This is a genomic window from Desulforapulum autotrophicum HRM2 (assembly GCF_000020365.1).
Taxonomy (GTDB): domain Bacteria; phylum Desulfobacterota; class Desulfobacteria; order Desulfobacterales; family Desulfobacteraceae; genus Desulforapulum; species Desulforapulum autotrophicum.
On sequence record NC_012108.1, the window covers coordinates 5362307 to 5383486 of the forward strand.

Annotated in this window: 20 protein-coding genes; 10 read left to right on the forward strand and 10 right to left on the reverse strand. The window is 50.2% G+C overall.

Going from position 1 to position 21180, the window contains the following annotated elements; all coding sequences use genetic code 11:
- Positions 1–329 precede the first annotated feature (329 nt).
- The 5 genes from HRM2_RS23505 to HRM2_RS23530 all read left to right on the forward strand — a co-directional run bounded on the left by HRM2_RS23505 (position 330) and on the right by HRM2_RS23530 (position 5727).
- Positions 330–2453, forward strand: coding sequence for a TonB-dependent receptor, FCYXU motif-type (locus HRM2_RS23505; RefSeq protein WP_015906513.1), 2124 nt, complete (start codon positions 330–332; stop codon positions 2451–2453).
- A 162-nt stretch (positions 2454–2615) separates the two neighbouring features.
- A complete protein-coding gene (locus tag HRM2_RS26320; RefSeq protein WP_015906514.1) occupies positions 2616–3536 on the forward strand; it encodes a hypothetical protein in 921 nt (306 codons plus the stop codon).
- Positions 3537–3615: 79 nt separating this feature from the next.
- On the forward strand, positions 3616–3864 hold the full coding sequence (locus tag HRM2_RS23515) for a hypothetical protein (protein WP_015906515.1): 249 nt from the start codon (positions 3616–3618) through the stop codon (positions 3862–3864).
- A 337-nt stretch (positions 3865–4201) separates the two neighbouring features.
- On the forward strand, positions 4202–5182 hold the full coding sequence (locus HRM2_RS23525; RefSeq protein WP_015906516.1) for a lipoate--protein ligase: 981 nt from the start codon (positions 4202–4204) through the stop codon (positions 5180–5182).
- Between the two features lie 218 nt (positions 5183–5400).
- On the forward strand, positions 5401–5727 hold the full coding sequence (locus HRM2_RS23530) for a carboxymuconolactone decarboxylase family protein (RefSeq protein ID WP_015906517.1): 327 nt from the start codon (positions 5401–5403) through the stop codon (positions 5725–5727).
- Between the two features lie 133 nt (positions 5728–5860).
- On the opposite strand, the gene HRM2_RS23535 is transcribed toward HRM2_RS23530, so the two are convergent.
- From HRM2_RS23535 to HRM2_RS23560, 6 genes are all read right to left on the reverse strand, one after another.
- Entirely contained in the window at positions 5861–6172 is a 312-nt protein-coding gene (locus HRM2_RS23535) for a DUF6506 family protein (protein ID WP_015906518.1), read from the reverse strand.
- A gap of 87 nt (positions 6173–6259) precedes the next feature.
- Complete coding sequence (locus HRM2_RS23540; RefSeq protein ID WP_015906519.1) at positions 6260–7309, reverse strand: ATP-NAD kinase family protein; 1050 nt, start codon at positions 7307–7309, stop codon at positions 6260–6262.
- A gap of 22 nt (positions 7310–7331) precedes the next feature.
- On the reverse strand, positions 7332–8306 hold the full coding sequence (locus HRM2_RS23545; RefSeq protein ID WP_015906520.1) for an alpha-ketoacid dehydrogenase subunit beta: 975 nt from the start codon (positions 8304–8306) through the stop codon (positions 7332–7334).
- Between the two features lie 39 nt (positions 8307–8345).
- Positions 8346–9305, reverse strand: a complete 960-nt coding sequence (locus HRM2_RS23550; protein WP_015906521.1) for a thiamine pyrophosphate-dependent dehydrogenase E1 component subunit alpha — start codon at positions 9303–9305, stop codon at positions 8346–8348.
- Positions 9306–9317: 12 nt separating this feature from the next.
- Positions 9318–9722, reverse strand: a complete 405-nt coding sequence (locus HRM2_RS23555) for a Lin0512 family protein (protein ID WP_015906522.1) — start codon at positions 9720–9722, stop codon at positions 9318–9320.
- 47 nt (positions 9723–9769) lie between these two features.
- Positions 9770–11128 (reverse strand): dihydrolipoamide acetyltransferase family protein, encoded by a 1359-nt coding sequence (locus tag HRM2_RS23560; RefSeq protein WP_041273472.1) that lies wholly within the window; start codon positions 11126–11128, stop codon positions 9770–9772.
- A 384-nt stretch (positions 11129–11512) separates the two neighbouring features.
- Between HRM2_RS23560 and HRM2_RS23565 the strand changes: the two genes are divergently transcribed.
- Positions 11513–13567: a sigma-54-dependent Fis family transcriptional regulator gene (locus HRM2_RS23565; protein WP_015906524.1), complete on the forward strand. Its 2055-nt coding sequence runs from the start codon at positions 11513–11515 to the stop codon at positions 13565–13567.
- Positions 13568–13643: 76 nt separating this feature from the next.
- Here HRM2_RS23565 and HRM2_RS23570 read toward each other — a convergent pair whose 3' ends face one another.
- Positions 13644–14027 carry a cache domain-containing protein gene (locus HRM2_RS23570; protein ID WP_015906525.1) on the reverse strand — a complete coding sequence of 128 codons (384 nt, stop codon included), beginning with the start codon at positions 14025–14027 and terminating at the stop codon, positions 13644–13646.
- A 555-nt stretch (positions 14028–14582) separates the two neighbouring features.
- Between HRM2_RS23570 and HRM2_RS23575 the strand changes: the two genes are divergently transcribed.
- The 4 genes from HRM2_RS23575 to HRM2_RS23590 all read left to right on the forward strand — a co-directional run bounded on the left by HRM2_RS23575 (position 14583) and on the right by HRM2_RS23590 (position 18427).
- Positions 14583–15368 (forward strand): SDR family NAD(P)-dependent oxidoreductase, encoded by a 786-nt coding sequence (locus HRM2_RS23575; protein WP_015906526.1) that lies wholly within the window; start codon positions 14583–14585, stop codon positions 15366–15368.
- 13 nt (positions 15369–15381) lie between these two features.
- A complete protein-coding gene (locus HRM2_RS23580) occupies positions 15382–16056 on the forward strand; it encodes a hypothetical protein (protein WP_015906527.1) in 675 nt (224 codons plus the stop codon).
- Between the two features lie 108 nt (positions 16057–16164).
- Positions 16165–16818, forward strand: a complete 654-nt coding sequence (locus tag HRM2_RS23585; RefSeq protein WP_015906528.1) for a hypothetical protein — start codon at positions 16165–16167, stop codon at positions 16816–16818.
- A 37-nt stretch (positions 16819–16855) separates the two neighbouring features.
- Entirely contained in the window at positions 16856–18427 is a 1572-nt protein-coding gene (locus HRM2_RS23590; RefSeq protein ID WP_015906529.1) for a xylulokinase, read from the forward strand.
- Between the two features lie 447 nt (positions 18428–18874).
- On the opposite strand, the gene nudC is transcribed toward HRM2_RS23590, so the two are convergent.
- The 3 genes from nudC to HRM2_RS23605 are packed head-to-tail and all read right to left on the reverse strand — an operon-like array spanning position 18875 to position 21179.
- Positions 18875–19663 (reverse strand): NAD(+) diphosphatase, encoded by a 789-nt coding sequence (gene nudC, locus HRM2_RS23595; protein ID WP_041274299.1) that lies wholly within the window; start codon positions 19661–19663, stop codon positions 18875–18877.
- Between the two features lie 50 nt (positions 19664–19713).
- Positions 19714–20661 (reverse strand): 2-hydroxyacid dehydrogenase, encoded by a 948-nt coding sequence (locus tag HRM2_RS23600; RefSeq protein WP_015906531.1) that lies wholly within the window; start codon positions 20659–20661, stop codon positions 19714–19716.
- Positions 20658–21179: a hypothetical protein gene (locus HRM2_RS23605; protein WP_015906532.1), complete on the reverse strand. Its 522-nt coding sequence runs from the start codon at positions 21177–21179 to the stop codon at positions 20658–20660. Before HRM2_RS23605 ends, HRM2_RS23600 begins: the two co-directional genes overlap by 4 nt.
- Position 21180 lies beyond the last annotated feature (1 nt).

The window sequence follows — 21180 nt, forward strand, 5'->3', positions numbered from 1 at the left end:
GTTGTCGATGCCGAATAAGACTTGACTTTTTTATTGATGGATATTAGTTAGCATTTGCCAGTAACAGTGGCGGCAGAAGCCGTTGGCGAAGGAAGGGTGACCCTGGGATATTTCCAGGTTGGAAAACCGTTTAAAAGTTCGTAATCCAAAATGCCGGAAGGATTATTCCGGCCCAAAAAAAATTGTTATATCAGACTCAATGAAGCCTGGAAGGCTTCCTTAGGATAAGAAATATATCCATGGAAGGCTTTCGGGCTTTTGTCGTTCTGGGATTTAATCGTTCAGGCTGAAACCCCTTTGAAAAGCCCATAAAAAGGAGAATTGCACAGATGAAAAAAACGTTTATTTTGACGATATTTTTAATGTTGTTAATGGCCGGGACAGCCCTGTCCGAAGAAAACAAAATTTCCGACAAATCTTCGGATAATCCATCGGACAATGCTTTTGTAATGGATGAAATAAGAGTAACAGCCCAGAACGTCAAACTCAGCCCCAACAAAACCGAAGTTTTTATGGACGATTACAATATTGCAGGACAGCCCACAAATGTGCTGGATATCCTCAAGGATCGGGCAATCATTGATTTCAGAGGAGAAAGCGATCTGGTTCCCGAGTCCGACAGTATCCAGATGAGAGGGTTTGACACCCGTCAGTTTCTGGTATCAGTGGATGGTCTGGTCATTCAAAAAACCGGTGGCTGGTGGGGTGACCATTATGTGGACTTCGGCATGATCCCCCTTTCCCTTGTGGATAGCATTGAAATTCTTTCAGGCCCCCATTCCGCACTTTATGATGGTAAAAGTTTTGGCGGTGTCCTTAATCTAAAAACCAGGGAACCGACTTTTTTTGAAACCCCACAATTGGAAGGCAGTATTTCCACAAGTTTTAGAAGTTATGGTACCCAGAGCCAAAAGGTAGACCTTAATGGTGGAAAAGGCGGCTTGAATTTAGGTTTCAGTTATGAAAAATATCACACCGATGGATATTTAAGAAACAACGAGGCCGACATGGCGACTGTAACCGGACGGCTGGGTTACAAACTTCCATCGGGGGGATATATCCGTCTGACCGGAACATACAGCGACCTTGAACGGGAAATTCCCTGTGCAAATGATCCTTCCAGGAAGGATTATGATAATAATTATCCAGTGGTCAAGGCAAAGGATGTCTCTCCCAGGTGGCTGAACCCGGATGATGACAGCAGGAGAGATTATGAAGGTCATTCCCTTCGCTTTGATTTTGTGCAGCCGTCAGCCATGGGAAAATGGTCCCTGGGGACATATTATACGGACGAAAGCCAGGCCTTTCACCGTGACGGTTTTGATTACAGCGAATATGCCACCAATTATGTTTCCTATGGTGCCCTGGTAAAAAACGAATTTAACATATCAGACAATCATCAAATCACCATGGGCATGGACACGGCCCACCTGTACCAGAAATACTCGGAAAAGATAGTTGAAACCTGGGCCGGATACCTCCAGGACAAATGGCAGATCATTCCCTGTCTCTCCTGGACAGCAGGCCTGAGGTACGAAAACATCGATATCTGGTGGGACAACTGGTGGGAGCCCTCCACAACTTATCCTGACGGGGCCTTTAAAGATCCCTCCCATAGTTCAACCCATGTGCGACGAAACTATGATCAACTGGCACCCAAATCCTTTCTCACATATGAGATGGACGAGCTTGCCCCATGGCTCAGGGATACCTCAGTCTCCCTTGGGATCAGTAAAATATGGACGCCCAGGGATTACTGCGAAGTTTGCAGCTGGGGATCCGGTGTTGAGATTGATCCCACCCATGGTATTGGATATGATGTGGTTTTCACCAGAAGATTGTGGCGTAATATTTCCCTTAACATCGATGTTTCCCATTATGAATTTCAGGATTATGGCATCTGGGCAAATGCGGCCACGGATTATTTCAAACAGGCCATTTGGGGACGACGAATGGTGGAACTTGAAGATGTCCACAAAGAGGGCGTGGATGTGGAACTCAACGGCAATATTCTGGACAACCTTTACTTTTATCTGAGTTACTCGTTTAATGAGTGGAAAGACAAAGGCCCCCACAACGGAGGACCGGAAGAATGGGCAGACCAGGATTTGGGTGACCGGGCCAAACACCGTTTGAACGCCGGGCTTCAGTACAATCTCTTTGAAAACACATTGCTGCTTCTGGACTACAAATTCCAGGACAAACAGGTTCAGCAGGTGATCAGCATGGTTGATGATGATCCAAGCGACCTGTATGTGAACGAGGTCAGCATAGACAGCTACCATGTGTTTGACTTTGCCGTGGAGCAGCAGTTGTTCCACGATTGGTATCACCTTAAAAAGGGCACCTTGAAACTTTACGTCAATAATCTGTTTGATGAAACGTATTCAAACAGTCAGGGATATCCCATGACAGACCGGACTTTTGGGGCGACCCTGGGTCTTAATTTCTAACCGGCACAACCTGGATACGTTGTAACCTATGGCAGATTTTCGGGATTTAAACACTTCAAAACCGTTTAATTTCCTCTGTTTTTCATCATATTTTACAGGTAAACTTTATCCTGATTTTTATATTACTGAGCGAGCCGATGTATAAAAAAGGAAAATGTATCCATGAAGGCAAAGAAAAAAAGAGTGTTGGCGGTCGTGCTTTGTTCTGCAGTATTGGCCGTGGCCGGGGGGTGCAGCACAAAAATACCCCAGGGTGAAAGCCATTGGCAGACGGTCCGGATAACGGCGGACGGCCAGGGCCGGGAGTGGCCTGAAACCCCACCCCAGTACCATGATCAAGAGACCCGGACAAGTATTCGTGTAATGAACGATCAAGGGGCGTTTTGCATATATGCCACTATTGGAGACCAGGATGTAAAGCAGGAATTGATGCTGGCCGGGTTTACGCTGAGCCTGGCCCCGGGAAAGGAGGGAGAAGCCGTCCCGTTTTCCATCTCGGTAAAGGGGCAAAAATCCCCTGACCAACCTGGTAGAAAAAAGACGTTTGAATCAAATTCAGATCCCGATCAAGGGGGGTCTGCCCCCCTGGACAGACCGGATCGCCCGGGACGGGACATGGAAAAGGGATCGATAAAACTGCCGGGAACCCTTGTGGTCACCTGTCCCCAGTCACCCGTACCCATGACCATGACCCTTTCCAAAGCCAGGGAAAATGGAATTGAACTGGGCATGGGAAATTCGAAAAACGGCCCCCTTGTCATTGAGGCGGTTATCCGCCGGGATGTCCTTGTTTCCCATGGAGAAATTGCCCCCCCCACCCGGCTGATGCTGACCTTGTCATCCCAGGACAATGGGCTTCCCGGCAACGATTCTGAACATTCCGGAAAGGGGATGCACGACAGTGGCGGCCCCTCTGGCGGTGGTGGCCCCTCTGGCGGTGGCGGCCCCTCTGGCGGTGGCAGCCCCTCTGGCGGTGGCGGCCCCTCTGGCGGTGGCGGCAGTTCTCCGGAAAAGGGGGGACCTGGAAAAACTAAAGGGACCTTTAAAGCCCAGATGGATGTGATCCTGGCATCGAGGCCATAATGAACAGATAAAGGAAAGGCTTAATTCTCCACTTTGTGCATTATTCATAACCTATGGATGCAGGATAAAAAAAGATGTTATGATACCCCATACAAAGCATTCCCTCATTTTAATAGTGTTCTTTTTACTGATCTTTCCGGCTCCGGTTGGCGTTTCCCAGGAAGCACAGATAGAGCTAGTAGAAGCAAGCGTGACAGAAAGCACCATCACTGGCACGGCCGGTGTACCCGCAACAATGATGCTTATTGGTATCAGCCTTATTCTTGTTGCCGGCAGAATACGAAAAAACATTGGACACGACTTTCCCCTGGACATCATGGACAACTAAGGGACTCAGAAACAAATAATTCCTCAATCTTGCTTGTCTTTCAGCTCGTCTTCTGCGTTGCATCAAAGGGCACATATTTCAGCTGATTTTTGAACATAGTCTAACGTAACGTAAGACCAGGGTTTTTAAACCTTAAAAAAGCCGGTATACTTGAATGGATAAACGATTAAAACCCAGAGGTCTACCTGGAAAGAACAGTTAAGGTGAGTCCCCTGTTTATTCTCACCGCTATCCAAAGATTGTGGGGTTCCTCTTATGACTGATATCAAATCCATAATTAAAAAAATCGACACACCTCTGCCCCATTTCATCGCCAGGCCATAAGGGAAATGCAGTTATGATCCTTTTGCTCAATCCCTGTATCGATCCGGCCCGGAATCTGGCCCTTGAGGAATACCTCCTGACCCGCAGGTGTGAAGATTTTTTCATGGTGTGGCAAAATAGGCCATCCATCATTGTGGGCCGGAACCAGAATCCCTTTGCCCAGATAAACCATGATTATGTGCAACGCCACCACATCCCTGTTTTCCGGCGCATTACCGGCGGAGGGTCCGTGTACCACGACCTGGGAAATGTCAATTTCACCATGATCCGCACCATACAGAACCCCTATGCCATCAATTTTAATCATTTGCTGGGACCCGTCATTGAATTTCTGGATCAAATGGGGGTTGCCGTCCACCTGGAAGGCCAGAGCGATCTTGCGGTCCCTGGCGGCAAAATATCAGGAAATGCCCAGCACCTTCACAAAAGTCGGGGATTACACCATGGCACGCTCCTGTATGACACAGACCTTGGGACGCTCTCCCATGCACTCTCAAAAGGTTCTGGTAAATACATTGACAGGTCTGTGGACTCAATCCGAAAACAGGTGACCAACCTGCGCCCCCTCCTTAAAACAGACCTCAGTGCTGGGACGTTCATGCGGCGATTCCTGACCTTTTTTCAGAAAAAAAATCCAGGGGCCTTTCAAACGGCATTGTCCATGGCAGAACAGGGCATAATCAATGGCACTGCCCAGGGCAAATACAACTCATGGGAATGGAATTTTGCCCGTTCACCAGACTACCGTTTTGAAACCGTCCTGGAATCAATGACCGACCAGCTGAAAATTCAATTGCAGGTTCAAAGGGGAATTATCCAGAACGCCCGCTTCAACGGAAAACGCCTGACCGCCCAAAAGGCTTTGGAACTTGCGTCGGCCCTCATGGGTCGACGCCATACCCCTGCCCATGTGGCAGAAGCTCTTGACCGGGTTTTAATCAATGACAGATGTTCAGATAGATCATACCGACCCCTTGCACCAGAACTGTTCTAAAATCGAACACCATCAACAACAAGTGCTGAATAATTGAACAAACAGGGGTGTTGTTAAAACCTGGGCACAGAAATTCTCCATGAATTTAACAGATAAAACCAGGGTTCGCCCGGCACGGGTTTTGCTATATCTGAAAGATAGATAGTGCCCGAGGGGGGAGCTCAGCCCCCTAATGAATCGGCAATACCCGTACACGCAAAGATAGAAAGGAGAACCCCATGAACACAGCAGAGAAAACCGCCGAAGCCATGAACTACCTGCAGAAGTATGCACCCAGGGAATATGGAAAATATCTTGAATTCACCCAGACCCTGGGGGGAAAAGGCGGATTATCCCCAATAACCCTGGAGTTGATTCTGGTGGCCCTTGCCGTGATGAGTCAGTGCGATATGTGCATCACCCTTCATATTGAAAACGCTGCATCCCTGGGCGCATCCCGGGAGGATATCCTCCAGGCGGCGTTCATGTCGGTTGCCATGGGCGGATCCCCAAAACTGATGTACATGAGCTATGTATTTGAAGCCCTTGAAGACCTGTTCGACTAACCGGCAGGGCCGGAGCATGGCATGGGTTCTCGGCCACAACAAAGCATGAGATTTGAACCTTTAAAAAAAACAAAGGGAGACCAGCCCTTTGGTATGAAGGGCTGTCCCCCTGCCACTTCCTGAAAAGACTTTCTCAAAAAAGCGTATCACCGCTGGCATTGCCCAGCCCCGGATGAATGTCAAAACGCACCACACCCACAGGAATCCTAGCTCCCACCGCCTCTGATACCATGGCGGTACCCCGGGCGCCAAACCCGCCGCAAAGCTCAATGGCCATGACGCCGTCCTCTGCGACGATTTTTCGTGCAGCGTCAACCGCCCCGGCGTAATCTTTGACCCCAATGGCCAGAAGATGGACCTTTGGCGTTTTCACCCACTGGCGGTGGGTTGCAGGATCCGCATCCGGCGCCACAAAGATAAAAGCGGCCTTTAAGATATCACCCATTTTATTTCTCCCTTTAAAATTAATAATACCGGTAAAGTGTTTAATTTCCTGGATAAAAAAACAGTATTTTTCCTGCACAATTTTATATTACGAAAACGACGTTTTTACCATCAATCTTTTTTTCTGGGAAAATGCCATGGTTTCAGCAAGGTCAATTACCAGGGGCCCCTGATCTGAAAGCCACACCGTCAGGGTGTCCCCTTTTTTGACTTCCACCTCCCTTTCCCCGTCCAGGGCCAGAACACAGGGGATGGTTTCCACTGGCAGGGCATCCTTGACCTGCATGATCTCCTCCTTTTTCACCCATACTGACCCCAAAAGGCCTGGTGCAATGGCGGCTGTCACCCTTTTATCTCCCCCATTGCCCAGCAAAAGGTGCAACCCACGGTGGTCATGGGGGGTAATCGTTGTCAACTGTCCTCCCAGGGCCGACAGGCCAATGGAATCCGGGCGGGCCCGGGTCAGAAAAATCTGCAACACCTTGTCCATGTCCCATATGGCCCGGGATGCGATAAAACGATCATTGTAAACCGCCACATCAACCAGGGCGATATCAATGATCTTTTCATCCTTGATGATCTCCAGCCGACTGGAACGATAAACACAGGGATCAAGGGGAACCTGCCCTGTGGCGACAAACCCGGCGGCAAGTCCGCCCACGGTTGCCTCGATCATATAGGGAAACACGTTGTTGGTGCCGGTGGACAAGGGAAGCATGGGAACCGTATCATTGCCCTTGGACACTGCCCGGCAGGTGCCGTCCCCGCCCAAGACAATGATAACCCTGACCCCGGCTTCAGCCATATGCCGGCTGGCATTGGTGGAGTCCATCTGGCAATCTTGAAGTTCCATGGGGATGGGCACTATTTCCATGGGAACGGATACGCCCCGGACCGCCCGGGGTACGATTGCATAGCCATCAGGCATGTAAAAAACCTTTTTAACACCTGTGGCAGCAAGGCCGGTCAGAATCCGCCGCACCATACGCACCTTTTCCTGATTATCAAAAACACTGCCATGGGCGACCAGACGCCGGATGTCTTTGCCCGATACCGGGTTGGCTATGATGCCGACTGTAGTCAAAACGGTTATTCCTTTTAAAAAGAATCTGGAAACAGGGGCCTGCAAACAGGTCATCAGGCCCCCGCAAGTTGAAAAACTATCCCCTCATCTTTCTGACTGCTTCTATAATGCGGCCGGCATTTGGAATAAACGCCTGCTCCAGGGGCGTTGAAAAAGGAACCGGCGTAAAGGGTGCTCCCACCCGAACAATGGGAGCATCAAGGTAATCAAACGCCTCCTCTGCCACCTGGGCCGCAATCTCTGCACCTGCCCCTCCGATCTTGACTGCTTCGTGGACCACCAGCAATGCATGGGTCTTTTTAACCGATTCAATAATGGTGCCCATATCCAGGGGAGAAATGGTGCGTGGGTCGATGACTTCGCAGCTGATGCCCTCTTTGGCCAGTTGTTCCGCCGCATCCAGGGCAGTCAAAACCATCTGCGATGTGGCTACGATGGTCAGATTTTCCCCTTTTCTACAAATATTGGCCTTACCAAAATCAATGGTATAGGGGTCATCCGGCACCTCGCCTGTGGTGCCGTAAAGCAGCTTGTGCTCCAGGAACACCACGGGGTTGTCATCCCTTATGGCTGAAATCAAAAGCCCTTTGGCGTCATAGGGGGTCGCCGGCATCACCACCTTGAGACCGGGCACGTGCATGAACCAGGCCTCAAGGGATTGAGAATGCTGGGCTGCGGCCCCAAGGCCCGCCCCCTGGGGCATTCGAACAACCATGGGGATTTTGATCTTACCCCCAAACATAAAATGCATCTTGGCTGCCTGGTTGAACAGCTGGTCCATGGCCACGCCGATGAAATCAACAAACATAAGTTCTGCCACTGGCCTCAGACCTGCTGCTGCAGCACCCGTGGCGGCACCGATGATGGCACTTTCCGTGATGGGGGTGTCCTTGACGCGGTCCTCCCCAAACTGATCAAAAAGTCCCTGGGTAACACCGAAACAGCCGCCAAACCGTCCGATGTCCTCACCCAGAAGAATGATATTGGAATCGCGTTCCATTTCCTGCCGAAGGCCGTCGTTTATGGCCTGTAAATATGTTTTGGTCGCCATGATCTTTCCTCCTTGATGTTAATGTGGCTGGCGCCGCCTTCAGGCATAGACGTCCCGGGTCAAGTCTGACGGGTCGGGAAGGGGGCTGTCCAGGGCAAAGGTGACAGCCGTCTCAAGCTCTTTTTCCACGGCAGTCTTTATTTCCGCCACCGTTTCAGGGGTTAAAATCCCCTCTGCCAAAAGCTTGTTCTCAAATCGTGGAATAGGATCCTTTTCGACCCAGCGTTCCAGCTCCCCGGGTTCACGGTAAACACAGGCATCGCCCTCAAAATGCCCCCGCCATCGATAGGTCTTGCATTCAATCAACGAGGGTCCGTCGCCACTACGCGCCCTTTTAACGGCTTCAGACACGGCTTCGAAAACATCAAGGACATTATTGCCGTCCACCACAACGCCCGGTATGTCATAGGCTGCAGCCCGGTCTGCAATATCGGTTACTGCCATTGATTTGCTGGTGGGACAGGAGATACCGTAACCATTATTTTCATTTACAAAAACAACGGGAAGCTTCCAGGCGCTGGCCAGATTCAACGCTTCCTGGGTTGTTCCCTGGTTGGAGGCACCATCCCCGAAAAAGCAGACAGCTACGTTGTCCTCCTTACGGGCCTTAATGGCAAGGCCCGCACCATTGGCCAGGGGACCGCCGCCGCCGACAATGCCGTTGGCCCCTAAAATCCCCAGATCGATATCCGCAATGTGCATGGACCCGCCCTTACCCTTGCAGTAACCCGTGGTCCTACCAAATATTTCACCCATCATTTGTTTCAGATCCCCACCCTTGGCGATGAGGTGACCGTGCCCCCTGTGGGTGCTTGTAATATAATCTGTAATCCTCAAACCCGCGCAAGCCCCTGTGGCCACAGCTTCTTCGCCAATGTACAGGTGAACAAACCCAGGGATTTTACCCTCAGCAAAAAAGCCTTGTACCCGGGTTTCAAACTGCCGTATTTTAACCATGGTGGTGTACATCCCAACCATCTGTTCGTTGGACAAACTCATCTCAACGCCTCCTTATCTGTTGCTGTGTTTTATCCCTGGGCCGCCGATGCGTTCATCGACATCCACAAAAACAGTCACTGCCGCATTTGCCACCAGGATGCTGTCGCAGTTACGACCAAAACAATCCACGCAGATTCCCTGGGCAATCATGCCGCCCATAACCGACCGGATGTTTTTGGTTCCCATGGGAATCACTTCCATGACCGCCATGGAATCCACTTTATCCGGAAAAGGTGAGGCAACCAGTACCTCCACATGAACGCCCTGGAACTGTTTAAGATCAAGGATCTCCATGATTCCGCACAAACAGCTTCTTGAAATTGCGTCCCTGACGGCCCGGCAGGCCGCCTTGGTAACATCGTTGCCATGGAGGTCCGCACCGGTTCCCAACTCGACCACATACCTCTTTAGTCCCATACCACCTCCTCTGAACCATACCCCCGTTATAACCGCCGCCCTTAAGTCTACACCATCATCATGACCGGATCTTCCAGGTAATCGGCCAAGGTCCTTAAAAATTGCATGGCCGGAACCCCATCAACCACCCGGTGATCAAAGGTGAGGCTCAGGGTCATCAAGGTACGCACTGCTATCTTTCCCTGGTGGACTGCCGGCTTATCCTTTGCCCGGCCAACCCCCAGAATCCCGGTTTCCGGCGGGTTCAATATGGGGGTGAACCCGTCCACCCCAAGCATACTGACATTACTGATGGTAAAGGTGCCGCCCTGGATTTCGTCCATGGTCAGCTTGTTTTCCTTTGCCTTTTGAGCAAGTTCGCGAATTTTCATGGCCATTTCCACAAGACCAAGGGTGTCGGCAGACTTGATGTTCGGCACCACAAGACCATTGTCAAGGGCCACGGCGATTCCCAGATTAACGCCTTTGCAAAGCTCAATCCCCTGATCGGTGAGTCTGCTGTTCATCAGCGGATGCTTTGCCAGTGCCCGACAAACCACCATGGCGATAATATCGTTAAACGAAATCCTTGGCAGGGATTGAGATTCATATTTTTTCCTTACCTTGTCCCGAAACGATACCATCCGGGTGGCGTCAAACTCCACAAACACCGATAACTGGGCTGCGTTTTGAAGGCTGGCCATCATATTGTCACCAATAATCCGCCGCATCCCCTCCAGGGGGATGATGGTGCCTGCAACCAACGGCCCAGGGGAAGAGGCTGTGGTGGTCTTTGTCTGGACTGCCGGGCTGACGGCTCGCAGGACATCGGCCTTGGTGATACGCCCGTCAGGCCCGCTTCCGGTGACGAGTGTGATATCAATGCCGGCCTTTTTGGCAGCTGCAAGGGCGCTATCTGCAGCATTGACCGTTTTCCCGGGAAGGGTATCGCCCCCTTTTTCCTTAAAATCGCGAACATCACTCTCTGTCACCCTGTTGCCGGGTCCGCTGCCTGGTACCCTGGCAAGATCAATCCCCCATTCCCTGGCCAGTCGCCGGGCAACCGGGGTGGCCGGTACAAATTCAGCCTTACCCTCTTTTTTCCCATCCCTGACAGTATTTTCTGCATCACCCGAAGGTTGATCGTCCCCGCCCCTGACCACGGCCTCTCTTCGATCGGGCGTCTCACCCTCTTTTGCCAGAACAGCCAGTACCGTCTGAACCGGAACGGTTTCACCGGCCTTGACAACAATCTGGAAGAGTATTCCGTCATCGGGTGACTCCACATTGTTGGTGATTTTACTCGTCTCAACCTCCAACAGCGGTTCGCCTTTTGTGACTGCTTCGCCTTCGTTTTTGATCCATTTGGACACCTTGCCTTCCTTCATGGTCAATCCCCATTTGGGCATCAAAATTTCAGTAGCCACGCTATCTCCTCCCTGTCTGCGAGTAAGGACCACAAATTTTATAAAGTGAACGAAATTTCTTGCTCTTTGGCCCATCTACCGCGTTGCACCAGAGGCCCAATAGGCCTGCTATTGCGCCTTTGGTTCGCCTTGTAATGAGCCAAAGTTCTGCGCAATTTCGGTTTATTTTATTTTATCTGCGGTCCTAATCAGTTATTCCAAGCGGCCCTTAAAATGAAAGTTAGCAAAAACAATGCCAGCTTATTTTAGATATGATATCAAATAGATACATACATGATAGAATCAAAACGTTCTATTTTCGAACACTATTATGAAAAAGACTTGTCATGTGTTTGGGGATTCATTAGGATATGATAGTTTTTTGAAAAAAACCCAGGGGGTACCATGCACGAACTGGTCTGGAACAGCACCGGATTTCAGATTGTCAGGGGCGAAAAGCCGTTGACAGACCCCGGTCCTCCACCTGCACCAACGGAAAAAACAATATCACCCACCAGGCCAAAGTCAAAACCCATAGACAGAGAATTGTGGAAAAATTTCGTCAACTTTGGCAAGGCTGATCTGTCGTGTATAAAAAAACCCATCAGAGATTCATGGCAGAGGTGCCACAACCTGGGGGTTGATCCAGCCTTTGGCAAGTGCCAGGACATTTGTGATATCAAAAAACTTGCACCGGAAACTCGACTGCTGTGCGACCTTGTGACCGAAGCCCAGCCCCATATAAATAATCTGATCCGAAAACGGGGGCTTATTGTCACCATCAGCAACCCCCAGGGATATCTGATAAATATGTTCGGGGACTACCGCGCACTTATTTGCGCAGAAAAACTCAACTTCGGCCCCGGCGCCAACTGGTCCGAAGCAAGTGTCGGCACCAACGCCATTGGAACGGCCCTGGCCTCAGGCGTTGCCCTTACTGTATCCGGTCTGGAACATTTCTGTGAAGGTCACCAGTCATGGATCTGTTCAGCTGCGCCGATATTTGATCTGTCCGGTACGATGATCGGCTGCATCGATATTTCCGGTCCCACAACGTCAATTCACAACATACCCCTGCCCCTGGCCATCAATGGCGCCAGGATTATTGAATCCCAACTGCTCAAAAAACAGGCCAATGAATTAAAACAGCAATCTGTCAACCTTGTCACATCTGCCTTTAATGCCGTGGCAACGGGAATGATGGTTCTGGATCCCAACGGCATCATCAAAACAGTCAACCCAACGGCTGCGGTTCTTTTAAATATGAGCCAGGAATCACTCATCGGATGTTCTGCTCAGATCTGCTTCGAAATCGAGACCGCACTGGAGCGTCTCAAAAAATCACCGGAAATTCACGCCACCATGGGTGTCACAGTTAAATGGAAACAGAGGGCATCGGCTAACGCCAGAGTTTATCCCATCACCACCCCCAACGGCTCCCTGGGCTGCCTTTTGCTGGTGCTTTACGAATCCCAAAACCGGCCACATATGGCACTACCCATGGAGACAAAGACTCATGACCCGTTTAATGCAGTCATCGGCGTCAGCAGCGCCATATTGAGCGCAGTTGAAACCGCCAAACAGGTCGCCCCCCAGATGACCTCCATCCTTATTACCGGCGAGAGCGGCACAGGTAAGGAAATCATGGCCAAAGCGCTGCACAGGGCAAGCCCCCGGGCCCAAAAGCCATTTGTAGCCATCAATTGCGGGGCCATCCCCCATGAACTGATTCAAAGTGAACTTTTTGGATACGCCCAGGGAGCCTTTACCGGTGCCAACCGAGGTGGAAACCCAGGCAAATTTGAGCAGGCAAATGAAGGGACACTGTTTCTGGATGAGATTGCTGAAATGCCACTGGATCTCCAGGTGAACCTCCTGAGAGTTCTGGAAGAAAATTCTGTCACCCGGGTGGGCGGAAATCACCCCATCCCGGTCGACGTGCGCATCCTCTCTGCCACCAGCAAAAATTTAAAGGAACTCATCCTTCAAAAAACATTCCGTGAGGACCTTTATTACCGGCTCAAGGTCGTAAAAATAGATCTCCCTCCCCTCAGGCAACGGGGTCGGGATATGGATTTACTGGCAGAGCATTTCATCAATCAGTTGTCAAAAGAATTGAACCAGACCGTCAAAAGAGTAGATCCAAGTTTTTACCGATCCCTGCACAACCACACCTGGCCCGGCAATGTACGTGAATTAAAACACGCAATTGAAGGAGCCATTGCATTGATGTCCGGCGATACCCTTTTCGGCGATGCGCTTTGTGACAGCCCTGGAAATCTTCAGGAGACGGCTCTTTCTGTTCCAGACAAGGAGAGGCTCAACCTCATGCGGGTTGAAAAAGAAACCATCCAACTTGCATACGCCCGATTTTCCGGCAATATCAGCCACACGGCAAAAGCTCTGGGAATCGGCCGCAACACCCTTTACGCCAAGCTCCTTAAATACAAAATCACCTGACGACAGGGATACACAAATCTTTTTAGCGATTCCCCGGCAAATCAAGGGACTCAAAAATATTGCCGGGGAAAATTTTTTATTCTGAGTAGCCGCTGCCCACGATCAGGCCACTTGTGGTTGTACGAACATAGGAATGCTTCTGTTTTTCTTTCCAGACATAATCCACCCAGGCTCCTGTGGATGTTGACTTAAGCAGGGCCTCATAAACCGGGGGGGCTTTTTCCTTGAGGCTGTCACCGGTCAGGGAGGGGTGCACCACAAGAACACCGTTTTTTTCCATGATAAAGGCATAGGGATTATAGTCATTTGCCTTAAACGAATCAGCTGTTTTTCCCTTATTGATTTCGTCGACAATACCATCCACATTTTTTTGGATTGCTTCCCTGTCTGCCGCAAAAACACTTGGGGAACATACTATAATCAAACACAATACAAGCAGCACCGAATAAAAACGCTTCATGTTACCTCCTCTTTTAAATTTACAATTATCATGGCAGGAATTGAAATATTATCCATCCTGAACTCCGGGCCGGATTTGTGCTGTTCGGCCCGGAGTCTACCACGGATATGTCCCGGGTCCCCTTGGACAGGGGGCCCGGGCATGATTGGCAGAGCTGCAATAAAAATCAGATTAAAACCAAGATGAGAGCGATATCAGGCGATATTCATGCAGTGGACCTAATATACTGCGCCTTTTGAACGAAAATGAATTTATGAAGCGAAATCAATGAATTTCAGTTATTACGAAACAGATAAAAAAGCAAGCTTTTTTATTGGAGCTCCAAAGAGAACCTTAAAGAACCCTGGGACCAGAAATTTTATAACCTGAACAAAATTGCCTGCCTTTTAGCCAATCTAAAAACGCATCCACGTCAATCGGAGCAAAAAAAATGTCAAAAGTTCATTGTTGTTTTCTTTTTGGGGTGGTAATGAATTTAACAGCATGTGAGCAATCGCTTAAAAAGTGTTAAAGACAGGCGACGACAAAACAGGCATTATAAAGAGGAGGAATGCTGTGAAAAATGATTATCTGCCTCTGCAGGGAAAGGTGACCCTGATCACAGGGGCTGCCGGCGGTATCGGCAGTGCAATAAGTTATGAATTTGCCCGCCTTGGTTCAACAGTGTGTATGTGCGATATCAACGACAGCCGTGAACTGGCCGACCAAATCGCGTCAAAGGGCGTCCCAAACCGACCATTTCCCTATGCATGCGATATTTCCGAATACGAGCAGGTCAAAGAAATGGTGCAAGAAATAACCGCCGACCATGGTGGCGTAGACCTCTTGATCAACAACGCTGCCGTGGACGGCTGCGGAACGAAAAATTCTTTTCCAGAGATGAGCCTGGAAAATTTCAAAAAAACAATCGACATTGATTTATCAGCGGCAGTATGGCTGACGCTTCTGGTCCTGCCCGGCATGAGAGAAAAAAAATCCGGCAGGGTGCTTTTTACGGCAGCACCTCGATCTTCTTCGGGAGTTCCCTGTCCGTATCTGGCCGGAAAATCAGGGTTTATCAGCATGGCCAAACACCTATCTGCCCGTTACGACAAAGAGGGGATCAAAACCCTTGTTCTCGCACTCAGGCATACGGAAACGCCCATGATCCGCCGGGTAATCGCATCAAAAGGGATTAATGTGGAAGAGGGCCTCAAAAAAATGCATGCCCATTCCCTGACCGGGCGAATGATCACGCCCCGGGAAATTGCGAAATTATATGCATGGTTTGCCGTTGCCGAAGACTCGGAAGTGTCGAGCGTCTCTTTGTTGTCCGACGGCGGCATTACATACATGAGATAAGGGGAAAAAACAGATGAACGATAAATTTTACGACTATACGGACAAACGATGTCTGTTACTTGGCTCAACCGGAGCCATCGGTGGATATTTAAAACAGTTCTGCACGGAAAAAGGCATGCAGATCATTCCAATGGATCCGGCGGACAAAGAAGATCTCGCTGAACAACGCTTTGAGACTGGCAATCCAGAATCGGTGAAACGGCTTTTCGATCAAGGCATACACCCCCATGGGGATATCGATTTCATTCTTTGCACCTATGATTTAGAGGGGTTTCGAGAACGCATCCAAGACGATGACATGAATCCCATTAAATGGTCTGGGCTGCTAAGAGACTGGTGCATCAACCAATTTATTGTTCTCAAAGAGGCGGCCGAACGATTTAGCGACCAAAAAAATCGACGCATTGTCTACTTCCACTCTTTGCGCGGATATACAGGAGAGGGCGAAGGAGAAGGAGAAATCAGCTCCCTCGAGGCCTCCCTTCATGAGGCGGCTTGCTCCGGGGGGGTGACCGGCATGATGACCTCCATTGCCCGCAGTCTCATTCCCAAGGGATGGTCGGTCAATGGGATCGCCTACGATCACATCAGCAACGATGTGCTGCCCAAGCTCACATGGGCTTTACATCTCTGGTTATCGGGAATGGGTGAATATTCATGCGGCGAAACCTATAGAATTTATCATTGATTGGATAAGGACCGGCCACGGCACAGTGGCAAACCGTTCGCCACAACTAAACATGGAAATATGGAACTCTGAAAAGGCTGAAATTTTCATATTTTAAGGATGATCTCAATGGGAAAAACACTATCAAAAAAACAACGACAGGACATATTGAAAAAATGGGCCATTAACACACTCCCTGTTAATGATCAGATCATCACCCTTTACGAAAAGGTGAGGGATATTCCCTTTGGGAGTATCGGATCCAGGGATCCCCTCGACGTCTATCAAGCCAACAAGGGGACCTGTTCGGGTAAGAATTTTTTAATCAAAGAACTTTTTAAGGCAATCGGGGTCAAAACAAAAGACATGATCTGTATGCAACGCTGGAAAGACCTGACCTGGTTTCCAGATGATGAATACAACATCGTCAAATTACCCGATCATTTAATGGCACATTTTGAAAACAATGAAATCATCGATTTTCACAATTTTGTCAAAATTGAGGTTGACGGTCGCTGGGTGCAGTTAGACGTCACCATTGATGCCCCTTTAAAAGCATTGGGATTTCATGTGGTCGAAAATTGGGATGGAAAAGCAGATATGCCCCTGTGTTTTGTCGGAAGCCACAAGGTGTGGGATTGCGGCGATTCAGGCTTTGAAAAGAAAAAAGAATTAACGGCTATGATGCCAAAAGAATTGGAACAGGCCCGGAAAGCCTTTTTGCAAGCCATGACCCTATGGATAGATGAGTGGAGACAGGCCAATCAGTTAAATCATGGCTGACCAGAATCGGTAAACCTTTAAACCAAGGGGGGGTTCAATGATAAAGCACTATATTTTAGTCAACGACATGGGAACCACAGGCAACAAAGCGGCGTTGCTCGACGAAACACTTGAGGTAGTGGCTTCAGTAAGCAAAACCTATGAAACTTACTATCCAAAGCCGAACTGGTCGACACAGAAAATTTCCGAAGTATATAAGGTCGTCATTTCATGTACAAAGGAAGTTATTGAACAAAGCGGCATTGACCCCAAAACCATCGCCGTGGTTTCATTCAGCAATCAAATGATGACAATGGTACCGGTAGATCGGGATGGACAAGTCTTGATGGACGAAGTCGGTATCTGGTGTGATATGAGGCAACATGAGCAGGCGGATCGGTTGATGAAACAGCTTGGCGGAAATGATGAATATTACAAAATCACCGGCGTCGGCTGGGCACCTGATCTGGCACCCATTTGTAAAATCATGTGGTACAAGGATCATGCAAAGGACATTTATGACAGCACCTATAAATTTTTACAATACAAAGAGATTGTTGCCTATCGGATGACCGGGATAATGGCCACCGAATACGGGGACATGTCCATGAACGGGATGATGAACTGCGCCAAGAAAAGACTATCGGAGAGCATCTTCAAAGCGGCCAATGTGGATCCGTCAAAGATCCCGGAAATCAGGAACTCCGACGAAATCATAGGACATGTGACAATGGCTGCGGCCCGGGAATTTGGCATACCAGAGGGGACTCCCGTCACCCTGGGATCCGGAGATGTCATCTGTGCAAACCTTGGGGCCGGTATTACCCAAAAAGGGGTAGGATACACCTGTATCGGATCTGCGAACTGGTCTGCCGTGTTTTCCGACACGCCCTCCTTGAATCCGAGATATAAAATGAACTGCAACACCATGCAGCCCACAGGAGGTTACAATCTGGTCATGATCACGGCGGCCGGGGGAATCGCACAAGACTGGTTCAAAAAGGGGTTCTATTCCTCCGAAAAAGGAACAAAGAGCGTGGATGAATACGAGGCAGAACTGTACAAACGAATGACAGAAGATACAAAAAGCATCTCTCCCGGTGCTGAAGGGCTTCTGTTTTATCCCTATATTCGCGGCGGCGGCGCTCCGCATTTCGATATCAACGCCCGGGGCAGCTTTATCGGCTTGGATATTTCCCATACCCGTTCCCATATGCTTCGCGCCATCTACGAGGGGGTGTGTCTTAATATGCGCTGGCTCTATGACCTGTATGAAGAGCTGGGGTTTACCATTTATGGTCTGGATACCATTCGTGCCATTGGCGGGGGTGTGTTGAATGATTTATGGATGCAGATATATGCCGATGTCAATGATATGGCATTCAGCCGCCTGAACTCCCCGCAACAGTCCACCGCACTGGGCGCAGCAATGATCGGCGGGGTCGGCATCGGCCTGTGGGACAGCTATGGAGCGGCCACCGCAAAAATCGGCATAGATAAGACTTTTTATCCGAACAAGGAAATTACGCCGATTTATAAAGATCTGTATGCGATCTTCCGGGAAACCTATGACAATATTTATTCCTTCTATGCAAAACGAAATCAATTTATAGAAAAATATACCCATTGACATCACCCCTGATGGGAAGCGTTTCGGATTCCGTTGGGGAATCCGACGCTTCCCGTTTACCATCCACGTCACATCAACATCCACATCATCCGCCCACGAAACGTTCAACCTAAAAGTTTTCGACCTGTGCGGTTAGCCTTTTTTACACGAAAAGAGTATAAAGCCGGCGAACGGAAACAGGTATTACCCTACGCTCATTCTCGCAGCCCGTCCATGGGCTGCTGCGAGGGAAATGACAGCTCCTTCAGCGTCCATACTGACCGCTGCCATTTAATCCGCTTCGGGCAATACCTGTTCCCGTTCACCTCTGTTATCGGATTTTATTTTTGTCGTGCCAGTCGGAAAGCTAACCGCACAGGTCGAAAGTTTTAGTTTCAAGGCACCCATGGAAAACCGTCTGTTCAAAACCCTTCGGCGATTCATGGCATAGGTGCCGCAGATTCTGGATCAGTCCGGTCGGGTTCGTGCCAGAAAGTTGTCGATGAGTTTTCTGGCAATGCTGATGCGGGAGGGCAGTTTTGGCAGGGCATCCCTTGAAAACCAGCGGGCATCCTCGATCTCCGTGGGATCCGGGACGATTTCGCCCCCGGCATATTCTGCATTGAAGCCCACCATCAGCGAGTGGGGAAAGGGCCAGGGCTGGCTGCCAAAGTACCTGACCTCTTCCAAAAGGACACCCACCTCCTCTTTAACCTCCCGCCGAACCGCCTGCTCCAGGGTCTCCCCCGGTTCCACAAAGCCTGCCAGGGTGGAGTACATCCCCCTGGGAAAACGGGGGGAACGGCCCAGGAGAATCTCATGGCCCCGTTCAACGGTCATGATCACGGCAGGAGAGAGCCTGGGGTAACTGATGACACTGCATGCGGGGCAGATCTTGGCGACCTCCCGTTGTTTGTCCACCAGGGGAGTTGCGCAGGCGCTGCAGAATCGATGACCCAGGTCCCAGGTCAGAATCTGAACGGCCCGACCGGCCAGGACGTAGAGGGAATCATCAATCTGGCCAAAGAGCTGGCGAAGGCCCAGAAGCTGTGCAGATAGGGGAAGGGGGAACCCCTTGGGAAGCTCGCTGACAAAGCAGTCCAGGCGTTGATGGGTCCCAAACCAGCGTCCCTGTCTCGGCAATGAAAGTTCTCCCACAAGGGGGAGGCGCAGTAGCGGGCCATCTACCAGGAGGACCAGACGGTCCTTATCAAAGACAAAAGCAAGGCCCTTCGCCCTTTGTGTCATATCTTCCATTTTGCTGCTTTCCATCTTAAACCCTTTGATCCCTTTTCTCTGTATAATCGTTATTGGTGCAGGTGGAGGAGCGGCCTGTTTTCCGCCAGCCTGCGGATGTTTTCTGCCACACCATCGGCCGTTCGTTCCATGGAGATGTCGGTGGCCCCTGCGATATGGGGGGTGGCCATTACATTGTAGTTAAAAATCGGATCACTGGGGTCTGGGGGTTCCTGCCAGAACACATCCAGGCCCACCCCTGCAATGGCACCCGATTCAAGGGCATGTTCCAGGGCATCCCGGTTCACGAGGGCCCCCCGGGAGAGGTTGATCAGAAAAGCGGTTTTCTTCATCCGGGCAAATGCACGGCCATCAATCATATTGCTGCTCTCCGGGGTGGCCGGAACACAGACCAGCACATAATCGCAATTTTCCAGCAAAAAGGGCAGATCTGCCGGGGTACCGGCCCAGTCAAGGCCCAGTGTGTCCTTTGCCTGCTGGGGATTGGTGCGCTTGATGCCCATGAGCTTGACGCCAAAGGGTTTCAACCTTTGTACAAGGGCCTGGCCAATGCCGCCAAGCCCGATGATGCCCACGGTCTTGCCGGGAAGTGCCATTCCCAGAGGCTCTCCCATTTTTTTGTTCCTGAGGCTCTGGGCCATGCCCTGGATGTTCCTGGACAGACCGATCATCATGTAGATGCCAAGCTCTGCAACAGAGTCGGCATTTCCAGACGTACCGGCAGGCACATTGGCCACCGACACACCTTGATCCGTGGCAGCCTTGATGTCCACGCCTTCAAGGCCTGACCCGCATTGCTGGATGAGCCGCAGCCTGTCCCCTGTTTCCATCATTTCCCGGGTGATCCAGGTCATGGCAGGGATGAGCACGTCCACACCTTTTAACGAGTCGATGTGGAAACTGCCCGCGGCCCTGAAATGGTGACCAGGAAGTTTGGAACGGATTCTCTCGAGAAATCCACCCCATGCATTTTCTGACGCAGCAAAAAGAATGTTCATGGCATCTCCAAAATTGTATTACAAATAAATTCAGATTCCATATCCTGGCGCAACACCTTGATTGCCAGGATGGAGTCATTGAAAAACGCCTGTGTTCCAGGATCTCGTTTGCGAAGAACCCCCATTTGCGGCGGACACATATACCTTGTGCACGCCCAGGGCCGGACAATCCTGGAAAGGGTGCAGCCCTTAGGACCCAGGAATCGGCAGATGTCCTGGCGGTTGTGGCGCAGCTGATCTTGGGGTATTGGCTGATGGGTCAGGTGGAGAAACAGCAGATCGGAAAAATCAAAATAGACCTTGGCCACCAGACAGCAGGGGTCCGGGCAGAACGGACAGGTGACAAGACAGAGTTCCTCAACAAGGGGAAAGATCGCCCCAAGCCGGGTTGCAAGCTTTTGGGCAAGGGACCTTGCTTTTTTAAGATCCCTCCCGTGGAGGCGGATCAGATAATCCAGACTCTGGTTGGCTTCAAGCCATTCAGCCGGTGAGGACCATGGCGTTTGGGGTATACCCATG

Coding starts and splice junctions, on each gene's coding strand:
- HRM2_RS23505 (WP_015906513.1), top strand. CDS start 330: ATGAAAAAAACGTTTATTTTGACGATATTTTTAATGTTGTTAATGGCC.
- HRM2_RS26320 (WP_015906514.1), top strand. CDS start 2,616: ATGAAGGCAAAGAAAAAAAGAGTGTTGGCGGTCGTGCTTTGTTCTGCA.
- HRM2_RS23515 (WP_015906515.1), top strand. CDS start 3,616: ATGATACCCCATACAAAGCATTCCCTCATTTTAATAGTGTTCTTTTTA.
- HRM2_RS23525 (WP_015906516.1), top strand. CDS start 4,202: ATGATCCTTTTGCTCAATCCCTGTATCGATCCGGCCCGGAATCTGGCC.
- HRM2_RS23530 (WP_015906517.1), top strand. CDS start 5,401: ATGAACACAGCAGAGAAAACCGCCGAAGCCATGAACTACCTGCAGAAG.
- HRM2_RS23535 (WP_015906518.1), bottom strand. CDS start 6,172: ATGGGTGATATCTTAAAGGCCGCTTTTATCTTTGTGGCGCCGGATGCG.
- HRM2_RS23540 (WP_015906519.1), bottom strand. CDS start 7,309: ATGACCTGTTTGCAGGCCCCTGTTTCCAGATTCTTTTTAAAAGGAATA.
- HRM2_RS23545 (WP_015906520.1), bottom strand. CDS start 8,306: ATGGCGACCAAAACATATTTACAGGCCATAAACGACGGCCTTCGGCAG.
- HRM2_RS23550 (WP_015906521.1), bottom strand. CDS start 9,305: ATGAGTTTGTCCAACGAACAGATGGTTGGGATGTACACCACCATGGTT.
- HRM2_RS23555 (WP_015906522.1), bottom strand. CDS start 9,722: ATGGGACTAAAGAGGTATGTGGTCGAGTTGGGAACCGGTGCGGACCTC.
- HRM2_RS23565 (WP_015906524.1), top strand. CDS start 11,513: ATGCACGAACTGGTCTGGAACAGCACCGGATTTCAGATTGTCAGGGGC.
- HRM2_RS23570 (WP_015906525.1), bottom strand. CDS start 14,027: ATGAAGCGTTTTTATTCGGTGCTGCTTGTATTGTGTTTGATTATAGTA.
- HRM2_RS23580 (WP_015906527.1), top strand. CDS start 15,382: ATGAACGATAAATTTTACGACTATACGGACAAACGATGTCTGTTACTT.
- HRM2_RS23585 (WP_015906528.1), top strand. CDS start 16,165: ATGGGAAAAACACTATCAAAAAAACAACGACAGGACATATTGAAAAAA.
- HRM2_RS23590 (WP_015906529.1), top strand. CDS start 16,856: ATGATAAAGCACTATATTTTAGTCAACGACATGGGAACCACAGGCAAC.
- nudC (WP_041274299.1), bottom strand. CDS start 19,663: ATGGAAGATATGACACAAAGGGCGAAGGGCCTTGCTTTTGTCTTTGAT.
- HRM2_RS23600 (WP_015906531.1), bottom strand. CDS start 20,661: ATGAACATTCTTTTTGCTGCGTCAGAAAATGCATGGGGTGGATTTCTC.
- HRM2_RS23605 (WP_015906532.1), bottom strand. CDS start 21,179: ATGGGTATACCCCAAACGCCATGGTCCTCACCGGCTGAATGGCTTGAA.